The organism is Gordonia sp. LMA167, from assembly GCF_058130025.1.
On the sequence record NZ_CM176708.1, the window covers coordinates 5701703 to 5715588 of the forward strand.

Genomic DNA, 13886 nt, shown 5'->3' on the forward strand with positions numbered 1-13886 from the left:
TGCGGTAGACTCAAGTAGAACGTGTTCTAATTTTGCCCTGACCAGCACCGACGGGGACGATCGTGAGAGGTACGAGATGACAGAGCTGACACCACATGGCTCGCGCAGCGTGATCCTTACCGTTGCCGACGTCATCGACGAGACCGCCGACGCGCGCTCCATCGTCTTCGAGGTGCCCGACTCACACCGCGAGCCGTTCACCGAGTACCGGCCCGGACAGTTCCTGACCCTGCGCATCCCCAGCGACCAGACCGGCTCGGTGGCCCGCTGCTACTCGCTCGCGTCGGCGCCGCGGACCGATCGACTGCCGAAGGTCACCGTGAAGCGGACCGTGGACGGGTATGGCTCCAACTGGGTCTGCGACAACCTCACCCCCGGCTCGAAGATCGAGGTCCTGCCGCCCTCCGGCGTCTTCACACCCAAAGATCTCGACACGAAGCTGCTGCTGATCGCGGCCGGCAGCGGTGTGACACCGGTGATGTCGATTCTGAAGGCCGCACTGCACGGTGGAACCGCCCCGATCACCTTCTTCTACGCCAACCGCGGCGTCGACGACGTGATCTTCGCCGACGAACTGCGCGACCTGCAGCGTGCTCATGCCGACCGCCTCACCGTCATCCATTGGCTCGAGTCCCTCCAGGGCCTGCCCGACGACCGCGTACTCGCCACCACGTTCCGCTCCCTCGCCGACCACACGGCCTATCTCTGCGGGCCGGGACCATTCATGGATGCCGTCCACAAAGGCCTTGCCGGAGCCGGATTCCCGCATCACAACGTGCACACCGAGGTGTACAACTCCCTGTCGGGGGATCCGTTCGCCGACGTCGAGCTCGACGAGGTCAGCGAGGCCGAGGAGGCCGAAGCAGCCTCGGTCGAGGTGGAACTCGACGGCGAGACCCACACACTACGCTGGCCGCGCAAGCGATCACTGATCGACATCATGCTCGCCGCCGGCCTGGACGCGCCGTATTCGTGCCAGGAAGGCGAGTGTGGTTCCTGCGCCTGCACCCTGACAGACGGTACGGTCGAGATGGAGAACACCGGCGCGCTCGATCCCGAGGACATCGCCGACGGCTACATCCTCGGTTGCCAGGCCCACCCGACTTCGGATTCGCTGAAGATCGAGTTCTGACGACGAGCCGACCGTTCACGACGACAAATGGGGTGGTTCATGTCTCCGGTTCGATTGTCCCGGCTACTCGCGGGCATGTTGTTGTCCATCGGCACACTGCATTTCGTGGCGCCCAAGCAGTTCGACGCGATCATCCCGGAGGAGATCCCGGCCGATCCCCGGACCCTCACCTACGCTTCCGGTGTCGCCGAGGTCGCGATCGGTGCCGGCCTGCTGGTCCCGCGTACTCGTCGTGTGTCGGCCGCACTGGCTGCCGCGCTGTTCGTCGCCGTCTATCCCGCGAACCTCAACATGGTGCGGCTGTGGAAGGACAAGCCCGCGGCCATGCGCGCCGTGGCGATCGGACGTCTGCCCCTGCAGTTCCCGATGATCTGGGCGGCCATCAAGGTCTTTCGGTCCTCACCGAGCTGAGACCTGATTCCTCAGCGGAGCGACCGGAAGTACGCCCGTTCCTCGGCGTCGAGGTGCTCGATCGCGTAACTCAGTGCGGTACGGCCCATCTCGGGCGCGTGCGCACCGAGATAGTCGGTGAGGATGTCCCGGCCGACACGTTTGCCCATCTCCCGCAGCATCCACCCGGTGGCCTTCTGGATCAGATCGCGGCGATCGTCGACGACGCGCGGTACGACGGCGAGCGTCGCGTCCGCGATGCCATGCTTGAGAAACGCGAACGTACCGACGATCCCGGCTCGGCGAATCCACAGATCGTCGGCGGAGGCGAGTTCGACGAGCGGGCCGTGATCGTCGAGTCGGACCAGCCATGCACCGAGGATCGGGTCGGCAGATGAGTCGATGAGATCCCAGTTGTCCACCTGACCGGCGAACAGGGCGCGGCGGTAGAGGCTCACCCAGTCGACACGTGACGCATCATCGGTCGACCGTTCGAACTCGCCGCGCAACAGGAACAGCGCAATCAAGCGGTGCTCGTGGATCGACGACTCCAGCAGCTCACGAATCACGTCGGGTTCGACACCGCGAAATCGCTTGGCGACCTTACGTAATCGAGGCACGGTGACGCCGATGAACTCGTCGCCTTCGCCGTATTCACCGGGGCCGGTCTTGAAGAACCGTGCCGATCCGGCGGCGCGAACCGGGTCGGCGTGCTCGGCGACGGCGGCCACGATCTGTCCGACAGTCGCCTCCCCCACCCCGGGAGACCCTGCTCCGTCCGACGCGCCTGCGCCCATTCAGCCGACGACGTCGGCGATCGGGGTTCTGGTGAGCAACTTCGGCCTCGTCTTCATGACCGCGCCGACCTTGCCCGCGCCGACGACACCGGTGAGATAACCGTCCCGGCTGTAGTAGGCGAGGAACTTCGTCCCGTCGTCGTCCACCAGATGCAGGTCGTCGGTGGCCTCCGGCCGGCCGAGTACCTGGATCTTGAGACCGTATTGGTCGCTCCAGAAGTATGGCGGTGCGGCGGGGATCATCGCATCAGTCTGGGCGATCCGATGTGCGACGACCGTGGCCTGTTCGACGGTGTGCGTCCAGTGTTCGACGCGTCGGGTTCCGCCTGTCTCGGTCCGCCAGTTCGCGACGTCGCCGAGCGCGTACACGTCCGGGGCCGAGGTGGCGCCGTACTCGTCGCAGGCGACGCCACCCCCGGATTCGCGTGGGGCCAGGGCGATCCCGGAGCCGTCCAGGTAATCGATCACCGGGGTCGAGCCGATCCCGACGACCACGATGTCGGCGGCGAGTTCGGTTCCGTCGGCCAGCACGACGCCGCTGACCCGGCCACCGTCCGTGCGGATCTCGTCGACTCCGATCCCCGTCCGGACGTCGACTCCGTTCGCGACATGCATCCGGGTGATCAGCTCGCCGATCTCGGTGCCCAGGGCGGCCGCGAGCGGTGTCGGGGCCGGCTCGACCAGTGTCACCGCGAGACCGCGCTGGGTGAGGCTGGCGGCCACCTCGCAGCCGATGAACCCCGCGCCGACCACGACCGCCGCCGACGCCTGTTCGATCTCACCGCGCAGCGCCAATGCGTCGTCGATGGTGCGCAGGACGTGGACCCCGGCCACATCCTCGGTGCCGGGCAGCGATCGGGGTGCCAGACCTGTGGCCAGGACCAATGCGTCGTAACGCAACGTCTCCCGGTTTCCCGGATCGTCGAGTCGTTCGACGGTGACCGTGTGGTCGTCGGGCGCGATCGCGCACACCCGCTCGCCGACACGAAGGTCGACCGACGCGTCACCGAAGTAGTCGGCGGGTTTCAGGTCGACGCGATCGTCCTTGCCCAACAACACCGACTTCGACAATGGCGGTCGATCATAGGGTGGGTGCACTTCGGCTCCCACCAACGTGATCGGACCCGCATAGTCATTGGACCGCAGGCTCTCCGCTACGCGGATTCCGCCCAGACCCGCACCGACCACGACCACACCCGCGGCTGACCCGCTCATCTCCCATGCCTCCCTGACGCATCGTTCCGCGGTGCGGGCACGTGCCCGACTGCGGCTGCCGGCCGCCGATGGCCGACCCGGGGACGCGCTGGATGCATCCCCCTCACCGGGTGACGTCGCCGACCATGTCGAGGTCGGCGAGTCGCCAATGACCATCGACATTACGCATGGTGGCCCATCGAGCGGTAGGGGTCCTTTCCCCGTTCCGTTCTTCGGGATCTGTCACACCCTGGACCCGGATCGTCGGATCGGCGAACACGAGGACCTGGGCCTGGTCATCGGCGTAGGTGTTCACGCCGACGCCGACCACCCGCACCGACATCGTCGCACCGGTCTCGACAGCGCCGGCGAGCACCGCGTCGGGCCCCTGACTGCGATAGGTCTGCAGCAGCGGAGGGGCCAGGTGTGTGGCCACCGCGGCGCGGTCGGCGGGGCCGTCGGCGGGCGCAAAGGTCATGAGCGCGGTGACGGCGTCGCGGGTTGCCGTCAGCAGCGCGTCGCGCTGCGACTCGTCGGGCACCGGCCGCGCACGTGCGGCGGTCACGAAGGCAGCGACGGCCACCACCGCCGCGAGGATCGCGATCACGCCGAGTACGACGGCCCGGCGACGTCGACGCCGGGGCAGGTGGGCACGTGCGGTCATGCCTGGCCCGCCTGACTGATCAGCCACGCCGAATCTGTTCGGGTCATGGTCACCTCGACGGTCACCCGACGGTCCCGGACGTCTCCGCCGACGAGCTGCGGGTCGGTGGCCTCGGCCACCAGCAGCACCGTCGCCTCGGCGCCGGCATCCGCGGAGGGCGGGTCGGTGACGAGCCCGGCCGACAGCACCTCCCCGGTACTCGGCGAGTCCAGAGCGCCGACGGCCTGCGTCAGAGCGTCGCCCGCGGTCTGGAGCCGATCGCGTTGTGCGCCGGTGGTCACGGCCAGCGCCCGCTTCAGGTAGCCCTGGGGATCGGCGGGATCGGCGGTCAGCAGTGTGGTGACCGCGGCGCGGGATGCGTCCAGTGCAGCGGTGGCCGCGTTCGACCGGGCCTGCTCACCGCGGTTGTGCACCCACAGCGCGATCGCTCCGCCGGCGACGACGAGTGCGAGCACAGCGATCGCGCCGATGGCGATCAGGAACCTCCGGGTGCGCCGACGCGCCCGGTCGCGCAGTGGGGCCGCGGCGGCGATACGCGCCGATCGCGCGTTCCGGGTCGCCGCGTCCACCCGACGACGCGCCGCCGACAAGTCATCCGTCGTCGCCTTCGGCGCAGTGCCTCCCGATCCGGTCATGACATCACCTCCACCCGCGTAACCAACCATTTGTCGCCGTCGCGAGTGAATCGCGCTGCGACCGTGCGCTTCTCGGTGATCGGCGCCGAGTCGGCGGCGGCCGGAGTGGTCACCACGGTGGCGCGGATGAGGGTGTCACCACGATCTGGGGCCGCATCGATCACCCCGACGACGTCGGGTGTCCAGGTGATGCTGCGTGCCCCGGCCGCCGGGGGCCGCGTCAACTCGGTCGCATAGCGTGCCGCGAACTCCCCGCCGACGAGGCCGCGCGCCCGCGCACGATCGGACTTCCAGGAGCCGGCGTCGACCGAGAACACCTGGGCCACAATCCCACCTGCCTCGTGGCGAAGTTCCGTGCGGCTCTGCTCGGTGGCCGAAGCGGTGGCCGCGGCGCGCCATTGCCGACCGAGCACTCCGACGAGTCCCGCCAGCACGACCGCGATCACCACAGTGATGACGACTGCCGTGCGTACCGGGATCACCCGATCGGTGGTTCTCGGTGGTCTCGCTGCGGGCGGGCTCCCCGGGGCGGGGGCGGGATCGGTGCGCTTCACGGCAGGTACTGCACCGCCGCCATTTTCAGCCGACCGTCATCGGGTTGCATCAGGACGCGCAGGCGAAACTGCCGTACCGACTCGCCCGCGGCCGTCTCCGATCCTTGGAGGAACTCGACGCTGGCAGCGACCAGTACCGTTGCCTTGTCGCCGGATCTGCCCGACACTCCGGCGCCGTCCACCGTTCCGCGGGCGACGGTGCCCTGCGACTCGACGAAGCGTGAGTAGCTGTCCGCCGATTGGGCGAACTGGTCGCGGAACTCGCCGGTGGAGCCATCGAGGATGCGGCGCGCCTGATCCGGCCGACGATGGTCGGGACTGAGCAGCAGTGCGACGCCGGCAATCGCGGCCTGCTCATAGTCGGCGTCGGTGTAGGCGGCGTCGGCGCGCACCCAGACGGTGACGCCCACGGCCGCGACGACAACCGTGACGATGGCCGCCACGGCCATCAGCCACCCGACCCGCGACGGCCGTCGCAGCCCCGCACGGACTTCCACGGCCTCGAGCTCGTCGATCGCACGGCGCAGCTCGGCACGCGCGACCCGTTCGGCATCGAGCAAGGCATCGGTGGCCATCCGAGGGTCCTCTCCGCGGGGATGCCGACCTCCCCGTCGGCAGCCCCAGCCTAGTGGCACCCGCGGGCGGCCCTCGGCGCCTGCACCGTCATTCCCATGCGAATACCGGGCAAATCGCGCAGAATCAGCTATTACCTGCGAGGAGGCGCTGATGACGCGACCACAATCGACGACGAACTCGATCTTCCGACGCAAACCGGTGACGGGCGAGGGTGCGCCCGGGCATGCTTCCGGCGACCCCCATCTGAGCCGGAGTATCGGGACGTTCCAGCTGACGCTGTTCGGCGTGGGCGCAACGGTCGGCACCGGTATCTTCATCGTCGTCCCGGAGGCGATCAGCTCTGCCGGTCCCGCCGTCATATTGTCCTTCATCATCGCCGGCGTCGCGGCCGGTCTGGCCGCCATCTGCTATGCGGAGATGGCGTCGGCGGTGCCCGTGTCCGGGTCGAGCTACTCCTACGCCTATGCGACCCTGGGCGAGGTCGTCGCGATGGGCATCGGCGCCTGTCTCATGCTCGAATACGGCGTCTCGGCCGCCGCCACCTCGATCGGTTGGGGGCAATACCTCAACGAACTGATCGGGAACCTGTTCGACTGGCAGATCCCGCACGCGCTGAACGCGGCACCCTGGGGCGTCGACGACCCCGGCATCATCAATTTGCCGTCGGTCATCCTGATCTTCCTCTGCGGACTCCTGCTGATCCGCGGGGCGAGCGAGTCGGCTCTGGTCAACACGGTGATGGTACTCATCAAGCTCGGCGTCCTGCTGCTGTTCGGGGCGGTCTGCCTGACGGCCTTCACCTCGAGTCACTTCTCACCGTTCATGCCCGAGGGGATGTCCGGCGTGACCTCGGCGGCGGCCGTCATCTTCTTCACCTTCATCGGACTCGACGCGGTGTCGACAGCGGGCGACGAGGTGCGCAACCCACAGAAGGCCATGCCGCGCGCGATCATCGGCGCGCTCGTGATCGTCATCAGCATCTACCTGCTGACAGCCGTGGCGTCGATCGGGGCGCAGGCATGGACCGAATTCAATCCGGACGACGAGGCGAGCCTGTCGCAGCTGGCCAACAACGTCACGGGCAACACCATCGTGGGCAACATCATCGCGGTCGGCGCGGTCATCTCCATCTTCTCGGTGACGCTCGTGGTGATCTACGGGCAGACCCGCATCCTCTTCGCCATGGGCCGCGACGGCCTGCTGCCGTCGGCGTTCTCCAAGGTCAGTCGTACGACCATGGTTCCGGTGAACAACACCGTCATCGTCTGCACGGTGATCGCCATCCTCGGCGGCTTCGTCCCGATCGACAAACTCTGGGATCTGGTCTCGATCGGCACTCTCGCGGCATTCATCGTGGTGTCCATCGGCGTGCTGATCCTGCGCCGGACGATGCCGCACCTGGATCGGCCGTTCAAGGTCCCGGGTTATCCGGTGACGCCCGTCCTGTCGGTCGCGGCGTGCATCTGGATTCTCAGCGGGCTGCACTGGGTCACGTTCATCTTCTTCGGCCTGTGGGTCGGTGTCGCGCTGATCTTCTACTTCCTGTGGGGCCGACGCCACAGCAGGCTCAACCAGGCGCCGGGCACCGCGTCCGACAAGGTGGCGCCGTGACGATTCTGGTCGGATACGTCCAGGGCGAGGGTGGTCTCGGCGGGGTGCAGCTGGGCGCGATGATGGCCGAGTCGCTCGGCACCGATCTCGTCGTCGCGACCGTCGTGCCGAAACCCTGGACGACACCGTCGATGGGCAAGATCGACGCCGAGTTCGTCACGTGGACCGATCAGGTAGCCGACAAGGCCGCCGCCGAGATCACCGAGTACATGCAGATCTACCCGCCGGAGCTGGCGTGGCGATTCCTGCGCCTCGATCACCGAACCGCCTCGGCGGCACTGATCGACTGCTCTCGGGAGCTGTCCGCAGACGGGATCGTGATCAGCTCCACCGGGGACGGCCAGTTGGGTCAGATCGTCATCGGCTCGACCGGCGACACGCTCATGCATCGCTCGCCGATACCGATCGGGATCAGTCCTCGCGGCTATCGCTCGCCCAAGGACGGTCGGCTCAAGCGAGTCACCGCCGCGATCGCCGGTTCCGATCCGGCATCGGTGTCGGTGGTCGATCGGGCCCGAGCGTTGTCCGACCGGATGAACGCCCCACTGCGTCTCGTCACCTTCGCGGTCCGGGGCGGCGCGATGTATCCCCCGCTGGTCGGTCTCAGCATCGAGGACACCGTGCTCGCTCAGTGGAAGGAGCAGTCGCTCGAGGCTCAGGAGAAGCTGGTGAACGACGGTCGCCTTCCCCCGGACACCGAATGTGTGGTCGCCGCGGGGCGCGGCTACCGGGAGGCCTTCGACTCCGTCGAATGGATCGACGGCGAGGTGCTGTTCGTCGGCAGTACCCGTGAGGGCATTCTGTCGCAGGTCTTCCTGGGTTCGCGTGCCACCAAGATCATCCGGCACTCGTCGGTCCCGGTGGTGATCCTCCCCCGCTGATCAGCGTCCGGCGATGCGCTTGTCGTACTCGGCGCGGCCGGCGCGGTCGAAGTCGAGGAAGATGCTGTCCAGCTTGGTCATCCGACGCGACGCGCGCTTGGATCGTTGGGTGAACAAGGGATTGAGCGCGACCCACGCCATCGACCGAGGGGCCGTCACCCGGACACGTGGACGAGCGATGATGCCCACCACCTCGGCGGCGACGTCCTCGGGTTCGCTCACCCGGATGAAGGCGTTCGTCTTGAGTCCGTCGATGAGCCCGGTCCGAGTGAACGTCGGCAGCACCGTGCTGATCCGTACCCCGGACCCGCTCAACTCGGCGTCGAGTGCCTCGGAGAACTCGATGACACCGGCTTTCACTCCGTTGTAGACCGCCATTCCCGGTGTGGGCAGGCGACCGGCCACCGACGCGATGTTGACGACCTGGCCGCGACCGCGTTCGACCATCCGACGGGCCGCCAGCTGCGTGCCGGTCAGCACACCCACCAGGTCGATGTCGACGGTCCGGCGGATCATCGCGTCGTCGAAGGAGAGGAAGTGGCCCACCGGCATGATGCCGGCATTGTTGATGAGTACGTCGATCGGCCCGAGCGCGGCTTCGACGGCGTCGAGGAACGCGGTGAACGATTCGCGGTTCGTCACGTCGACCCCGAATCCCTCGACCCCGAGGTCGGCGGCAGCCTTGCCCACCGCCTCGTCGTCGATGTCGCCGAGCGCTACCACCGCTCCGGCCTCGAACAGCTGTGTCGCGGTTTCGAATCCGATCCCACGCGCACCACCGGTGATGGCGATGACCTTGCCGCGCAGGGCCGATCGGATCTCTTCAGGATCGGCGCCGCGGCGCAGGCGATCAAGGACTGACATGGGTTGTTCCTTTCGTGGTCACAACAAATCTCGGCGCTGCCGCCTCATCGCAGGCTCTGAGGTGCGGGCTTGCGAACCTCCCCCGTCACGAAGGCGCGCCCTTCGTGACGGCCCTCCGCTAGCGCTCCGGACCTCCTCAGGGACCGGAACGGCCGCCCCCGCCACCGGGCCCCACGACGCTCCCCCGCTCCCTGAGGAGCGAGCCTGCGAACTCTCCCGCTCCCTGAGGAGCGAGCTTGCGAGCGTCACGAAGGGGCGCCCTTCGTGACGGCCCTCCGCTAGCGCTCCGGACCTCCTCAGGGACCAGAACGGACCCGCCCCTCCGCTAGCGCTCCGGACCTCCTCAGGGACCGGAACGGACCCGCCCCTCCGGCTAGCGCTCCGGACCTCCTCAGGGACCGGAACGGACCCGCCCCTCCGGCTAGCGCTCCGGACCTCCTCAGGGACCGGAATGCACACGCCCGCGGGACCGGAATGGCCCCGCCCCCGCCGGCGGCCCCACACGGCTCACCAGATCATCGGGGCCAGATACTTCGCGGCCAACTGGCGAACGGCCTCGGGTTGCTGCTTCGTCTCATCCGAAGCCGGGATCTCCAGGAAGGAGATCACCAGCCGGACATGGAGTTCCACCGCCTGGTGAAGATCCTCGTCGGGCATCTGCGCCCCCGCGTCCCGCAGGGTGTTGGCCACCCGGTCGGTCACCATGTCGATGAACAGGGACGTCACCGACGCGGTGATTCCCCGCATCTCCGAATCGGTGAGGACCAGCCTGCGCATCAGCGGATCCTCGGAGATCATCACCGCGCCCTCGGCGAAGGCCTCCACGACCGCGTCGGCCGGGCCGAGTCCGACGACCGCGTTCATGAGGCGGTGCATACCCCGTTCGTAGAGGTCGTTGGCCACCGCGAGCAGCAGCGCCTCCTTGTTCGGGAAGCGGCGATACAGGGTGCTGCGACTGACGCCGGCCTGCGCGGCCACCTCGTCCATGTTCGCGCGCCGGACCCCCACCGCGGTGAACTCGGTTTCGGCGGCCGACAGGATCGCCTGTTCCTGATCCTCGGGGCTCGCGGTGTTGCGCGCCTTGCGTGGGGCCTTGGTCGATGACATCGGAGCGGGCGTCATCGGCGTCGGAGGTCCACGGGCAGTTTGTCCTTCGGGACCGGAAGCGAGCTGTAGTCCATCGGGACCTGGTAGTCGTCCGGGACCGACCACTCGTAGTTCCGCACCAGGTGATGCAGGATCGTCTTGATCTCCATCTGGCCAAAATACAGCCCGATGCACTTGTGCACGCCGCCACCGAACGGCGTCCACGCCATCCGGTGTCCCTTGTCCTCGGCCCGCTCGGGCGAGAATCTCTCCGGGTCGAACATGTCCGGGTTCGTGAAGAACTCGGGGTCGCGGTGATTGGTCATCTGCGGCACCGAGACGAAGCTTCCCTTCGGGATGTAGTAGCCCTGAACCGAGGTGTCCTTGATGGCCATGCGCGGCTGCGCCGGCACCGGCGGACACATCCGCAGGGATTCCTTCATGACGAGGTCAAGTGCGGAGAGCGACTTGAGGTCGTCGTATCCGAGCTCCGGGTTCAGTTCCATCGACTGCTCGTGGGCCTTGCGCTGCCACTCCGGCGATTTCGCCATGCGGTAGGCCATCTGCGTCATGGTGATGGTCGAGGTGTCATGGGCGGCCATGAGAACGAAGATCATGTGATTGACGACGTCCTCGTCGGTGAAGCGGTCGCCCTCGTCGCTCTCTGCATGACACAGCACCGAGAAGAGGTCCGGGGTCTCGCGCGCCCGCTTTGCCGCGATGTTCTCGTGGAAGAACTCCTCGAGCACCTTGCGCCCGCGGAGCCCTTTCCACCACCGTCCCCCCGGGACGGGTTTGCGAACGTAGGCGACGCCGGCCCGGACCGTGTCGATGAACGCCTTGTTGATCTTGTCGGCCTCGTCCTTCGGCAGTTCCAGACCCAGGAAGACCTCGAGTGCGACGTCGAGCGTGAGCGCCTTGAACTCCTCGAACATCTTCACGTTCCCGGTCGGGAAACGCTCGACCCGGTCGGCGATCATCGGCTGCATCTCCTGCATGTAGCCCTTCAGCACCGACGGTGTGAAGGCCTGCTGCAGGATGTGCCGGTGATGACGGTGCTCGTCGAAGTCGAGCAGCATGATGCCGCGGTTGAAGAAGGGGCCGATGAAATAGCTCCACGCCGGGCCGTTGGCGAATGCCTTGTCGCGATTCATCAGGATCTCATCGGCGGCGCGCGGACCCGAGGCGATCACCATCTGGATTCCGAGGGCGTTGAGTCCGGACACCTGACCGAAACGCGCGAGCCGCTCGTCGCCGAACGCGAACGGGTCGCGCCGCATCGCCATCATCTCGAGAATCCCGTTGCGCTCGGCGCAGGGCACTTCCAGCAGGCCGCTGTCGGCCGGGGCCTGGGCAAACACCGTTGTCATCGCCATCTCCTCGCCACCGTGAATTTTCGATCAGCAACCTCCGGACGTGGTGTGACGTCGGTCGCATCAGTTCTATTGGAACAGATTAGCGGAAATGTTTCTAGGGCCGTGTCCGAGGGCCCCGTTCGGCGAGAAGCGCGTGACACCGCCGCACCCGGTCGCGCCACCAGCGATCACGATCGGAGTCGGCGAGCGGGGCCGAGCCCGGATCGATCGCGCCGGGTCCGAACCACCGCGGGGTGACCGACCCGTCCGCGGGCACGAACGGCTCCGCGACGTCGGCGGTGAAGAGGGTCCCGGTGGCCAGGCCGCACGCGTGGTCGAGCGACGGCAGCGCCGCGGCGGTCGCGACGCCCGCGGCGATCCCGACCGCCGAATCCAGCGCCGACGACACGACCACGGGCAGACCGAGATCCTCGGCCAGCTGCAGCGTCGCGCGCATTCCCCCGAGCGGGGCGACCTTGATGATCGCCAGATCCGCGGCGTCGGCGGCGACCACCCGATACGGGTCGGCCGCCTTGCGGATCGACTCGTCCGCCGCGATCGGGACGTCCACGGCCCGGCGCACCGCGGCAAGTTCTTCGACGGTGACACATGGCTGTTCGACGTACTCGACGTCGCCGATCGCACGGATCGCACGGATCGCTTCGTCGACGGTCCAGCCGGCGTTGGCGTCGATGCGCACCGTCGGCACCACGGCGCAAGCGGCAGCCACACGGGCAACGTCGTCGTCCAGCGTCTGGCCTCGCTCGGCGACCTTCACCTTCGCGGTGGTCGCACCGGGGTTACGGGCGAGGATCGCGGCCACGTCGTCGGCCGGGACGGCAGGAACCGTCGCGTTCACCGCGACCTCGTCGCGGCAGGCCGGCGGCGGACCCTGGTAGGCCGCCTCGATCCCCGCGGCAAGCCAGGCCGAGGCCTCGGGGTCGTCGTACTCGACGAAGGGGCCGAACTCTCCCCACCCCGCCGGGCCGGCGAACACCATCGTCTCGCGTTCGACGAGCCCGCGGAACCGGCTCCGCATCGGCAAGCGAACCGTGATCGCCGAAGCGAGCAGTTCGTCCACGGGCGGCAGCAGGCTGTCCACCATGACATCACCTCCAACCCAGCTCGGTTGAAACAAATCTTTCATTCCGTTCCAACCTGCGTTAGTCTCCTCTCATGTCAGTCAACCAGGACTATGAGCGGGCAATCCGTGAGGCCGAGCCCGTCGTCGTCGACGACGTCGACACCTCCGACGTCGCGCCCCGCCTGGGCGCCGATTCACTGGTCTGGAAGTTCTACGGGGACAGTCGGGGCATCCTCGGCTTCCAACGACTCGCGGGCACCGAGAACTGCATCGAACAACTCGGGCAGGCCGTCCTGGACCACTCGGTCATCTTCGACGACTTCCTCGGGCGCGCGCGGCGTACCGGCCCGCCGGTGATGAAGACCGTCTACAGCACCGAGCCGCAGAAGTGGGGTCGCACGGTTCGCGATTTCCATCGCGACATCAAGGGCACGATCAGCGACGGATCGCGCTATCACGCACTCAATCCCGAGCTCTTCTATTGGGCGCACGCCACATTCGTCGATCAGGTGCTCTTCATCACCGACACGTTCATTCGTCGCCTCAGCTATGTCGAGAAGGTGCAGATCTTCGAAGAGAGCAAGATCTGGTATCAGCTCTACGGGGTGAGCGCGCGCAGTCAGCCACAGACCTATGAGGAGTTCCTCGCGTACTGGGACGACATGTTGAACCGCTTCGTTCCACACAAGACGGTCGTCTACGCGACCGGCTACATCCGACAGGGACTCCCCCGCCCGAAGAGGGTGCCCGCACCCGTCTGGAAGGTTGTCTCGGCACCATTGAACGCCTTCCTCCGCACGGTCATCGTCGGGACTGTGCCCCAACAGATGCGCGACGTCTGCGGGTTGGAGTGGAATGAGAAACGCGAGAAGCACTTCCAGCGTTTCGCGGCCACCATGCGTGCACTCAACCCGGTGTTCAACCGGCTCCCACTGAAGTGGCTCTACGTCCCGTGGGCGTATCGGGCCTGGCAGGAGATCGGCATCGATCCGCGTCCGCTCCACAACAAACCGGCCGCCTGAGCGCACTCGCCCGCGACCTGGCCGGTTCGCCCCGGCTGGTG

The 13886-nt window shown here is 67.3% G+C and carries 15 protein-coding genes; 5 read left to right on the forward strand and 10 right to left on the reverse strand.

All coding sequences use genetic code 11. The features are described from left to right. Positions 1–76: 76 nt before the first annotated feature. On the forward strand, positions 77–1132 hold the full coding sequence (locus ACVT6V_RS25545) for a 2Fe-2S iron-sulfur cluster-binding protein (protein ID WP_489896872.1): 1056 nt from the start codon (positions 77–79) through the stop codon (positions 1130–1132). Between the two features lie 39 nt (positions 1133–1171). After that, on the forward strand, positions 1172–1543 hold the full coding sequence (locus ACVT6V_RS25550; protein ID WP_489896873.1) for a DoxX family protein: 372 nt from the start codon (positions 1172–1174) through the stop codon (positions 1541–1543). 11 nt (positions 1544–1554) lie between these two features. On the opposite strand, the gene ACVT6V_RS25555 is transcribed toward ACVT6V_RS25550, so the two are convergent. The 6 genes from ACVT6V_RS25555 to ACVT6V_RS25580 all read right to left on the reverse strand — a co-directional run bounded on the left by ACVT6V_RS25555 (position 1555) and on the right by ACVT6V_RS25580 (position 5941). Further along, positions 1555–2319 carry a DNA alkylation repair protein gene (locus ACVT6V_RS25555; protein ID WP_489896874.1) on the reverse strand — a complete coding sequence of 255 codons (765 nt, stop codon included), beginning with the start codon at positions 2317–2319 and terminating at the stop codon, positions 1555–1557. Further along, complete coding sequence (locus ACVT6V_RS25560) at positions 2320–3534, reverse strand: NAD(P)/FAD-dependent oxidoreductase (protein ID WP_489896875.1); 1215 nt, start codon at positions 3532–3534, stop codon at positions 2320–2322. Positions 3535–3637: 103 nt separating this feature from the next. Further along, positions 3638–4177, reverse strand: a complete 540-nt coding sequence (locus tag ACVT6V_RS25565) for a hypothetical protein (RefSeq protein WP_489896876.1) — start codon at positions 4175–4177, stop codon at positions 3638–3640. Further along, positions 4174–4812 carry a hypothetical protein gene (locus ACVT6V_RS25570; protein ID WP_489896877.1) on the reverse strand — a complete coding sequence of 213 codons (639 nt, stop codon included), beginning with the start codon at positions 4810–4812 and terminating at the stop codon, positions 4174–4176. Before ACVT6V_RS25570 ends, ACVT6V_RS25565 begins: the two co-directional genes overlap by 4 nt. Continuing rightward, positions 4809–5366 (reverse strand): hypothetical protein, encoded by a 558-nt coding sequence (locus ACVT6V_RS25575; RefSeq protein ID WP_489896878.1) that lies wholly within the window; start codon positions 5364–5366, stop codon positions 4809–4811. The genes ACVT6V_RS25570 and ACVT6V_RS25575 overlap by 4 nt, the downstream gene beginning before the upstream one ends. Continuing rightward, the gene (locus ACVT6V_RS25580; protein ID WP_489896879.1) at positions 5363–5941 is read right to left on the reverse strand and encodes an Rv1363c family protein; all 579 of its coding nucleotides are present in this window, start codon (positions 5939–5941) and stop codon (positions 5363–5365) included. The genes ACVT6V_RS25575 and ACVT6V_RS25580 overlap by 4 nt, the downstream gene beginning before the upstream one ends. Before the next feature lie 151 nt (positions 5942–6092). On the opposite strand from ACVT6V_RS25580, the gene ACVT6V_RS25585 reads away from it, so the two are divergent. Together ACVT6V_RS25585 and ACVT6V_RS25590 are read left to right on the forward strand one after the other, a co-directional pair. Continuing rightward, positions 6093–7553, forward strand: coding sequence for an amino acid permease (locus ACVT6V_RS25585; RefSeq protein WP_489896880.1), 1461 nt, complete (start codon positions 6093–6095; stop codon positions 7551–7553). Beyond that, the gene (locus tag ACVT6V_RS25590) at positions 7550–8434 is read left to right on the forward strand and encodes a universal stress protein (RefSeq protein WP_489896881.1); all 885 of its coding nucleotides are present in this window, start codon (positions 7550–7552) and stop codon (positions 8432–8434) included. The genes ACVT6V_RS25585 and ACVT6V_RS25590 overlap by 4 nt, the downstream gene beginning before the upstream one ends. Here the strand turns inward: ACVT6V_RS25590 and ACVT6V_RS25595 are convergent, their stop codons facing one another. From ACVT6V_RS25595 to ACVT6V_RS25610, 4 genes are all read right to left on the reverse strand, one after another. Beyond that, positions 8435–9298 (reverse strand): SDR family oxidoreductase, encoded by an 864-nt coding sequence (locus tag ACVT6V_RS25595; RefSeq protein ID WP_489896882.1) that lies wholly within the window; start codon positions 9296–9298, stop codon positions 8435–8437. Between the two features lie 507 nt (positions 9299–9805). Beyond that, positions 9806–10405, reverse strand: a complete 600-nt coding sequence (locus ACVT6V_RS25600) for a TetR/AcrR family transcriptional regulator (protein WP_489896883.1) — start codon at positions 10403–10405, stop codon at positions 9806–9808. A gap of 11 nt (positions 10406–10416) precedes the next feature. After that, positions 10417–11754 carry a cytochrome P450 gene (locus tag ACVT6V_RS25605; protein WP_489896884.1) on the reverse strand — a complete coding sequence of 446 codons (1338 nt, stop codon included), beginning with the start codon at positions 11752–11754 and terminating at the stop codon, positions 10417–10419. Between the two features lie 100 nt (positions 11755–11854). After that, positions 11855–12844, reverse strand: a complete 990-nt coding sequence (locus ACVT6V_RS25610) for an o-succinylbenzoate synthase (RefSeq protein ID WP_489896885.1) — start codon at positions 12842–12844, stop codon at positions 11855–11857. 71 nt (positions 12845–12915) lie between these two features. Between ACVT6V_RS25610 and ACVT6V_RS25615 the strand changes: the two genes are divergently transcribed. Further along, positions 12916–13845, forward strand: a complete 930-nt coding sequence (locus ACVT6V_RS25615; protein ID WP_489896886.1) for an oxygenase MpaB family protein — start codon at positions 12916–12918, stop codon at positions 13843–13845. Positions 13846–13886 lie beyond the last annotated feature (41 nt).

Bases quoted from the DNA above. Each gene is read 5' to 3' on its own strand.
- ACVT6V_RS25595 (WP_489896882.1), bottom strand. From the start codon at position 9,298: ATGTCAGTCCTTGATCGCCTGCGCCGCGGCGCCGATCCTGAAGAGATC.
- ACVT6V_RS25600 (WP_489896883.1), bottom strand. From the start codon at position 10,405: ATGTCATCGACCAAGGCCCCACGCAAGGCGCGCAACACCGCGAGCCCC.
- ACVT6V_RS25555 (WP_489896874.1), bottom strand. From the start codon at position 2,319: ATGGGCGCAGGCGCGTCGGACGGAGCAGGGTCTCCCGGGGTGGGGGAG.
- ACVT6V_RS25560 (WP_489896875.1), bottom strand. From the start codon at position 3,534: ATGAGCGGGTCAGCCGCGGGTGTGGTCGTGGTCGGTGCGGGTCTGGGC.
- ACVT6V_RS25615 (WP_489896886.1), top strand. From the start codon at position 12,916: ATGTCAGTCAACCAGGACTATGAGCGGGCAATCCGTGAGGCCGAGCCC.
- ACVT6V_RS25610 (WP_489896885.1), bottom strand. From the start codon at position 12,844: ATGGTGGACAGCCTGCTGCCGCCCGTGGACGAACTGCTCGCTTCGGCG.
- ACVT6V_RS25605 (WP_489896884.1), bottom strand. From the start codon at position 11,754: ATGACAACGGTGTTTGCCCAGGCCCCGGCCGACAGCGGCCTGCTGGAA.
- ACVT6V_RS25570 (WP_489896877.1), bottom strand. From the start codon at position 4,812: ATGACCGGATCGGGAGGCACTGCGCCGAAGGCGACGACGGATGACTTG.
- ACVT6V_RS25580 (WP_489896879.1), bottom strand. From the start codon at position 5,941: ATGGCCACCGATGCCTTGCTCGATGCCGAACGGGTCGCGCGTGCCGAG.
- ACVT6V_RS25545 (WP_489896872.1), top strand. From the start codon at position 77: ATGACAGAGCTGACACCACATGGCTCGCGCAGCGTGATCCTTACCGTT.
- ACVT6V_RS25550 (WP_489896873.1), top strand. From the start codon at position 1,172: ATGTCTCCGGTTCGATTGTCCCGGCTACTCGCGGGCATGTTGTTGTCC.
- ACVT6V_RS25565 (WP_489896876.1), bottom strand. From the start codon at position 4,177: ATGACCGCACGTGCCCACCTGCCCCGGCGTCGACGTCGCCGGGCCGTC.
- ACVT6V_RS25585 (WP_489896880.1), top strand. From the start codon at position 6,093: ATGACGCGACCACAATCGACGACGAACTCGATCTTCCGACGCAAACCG.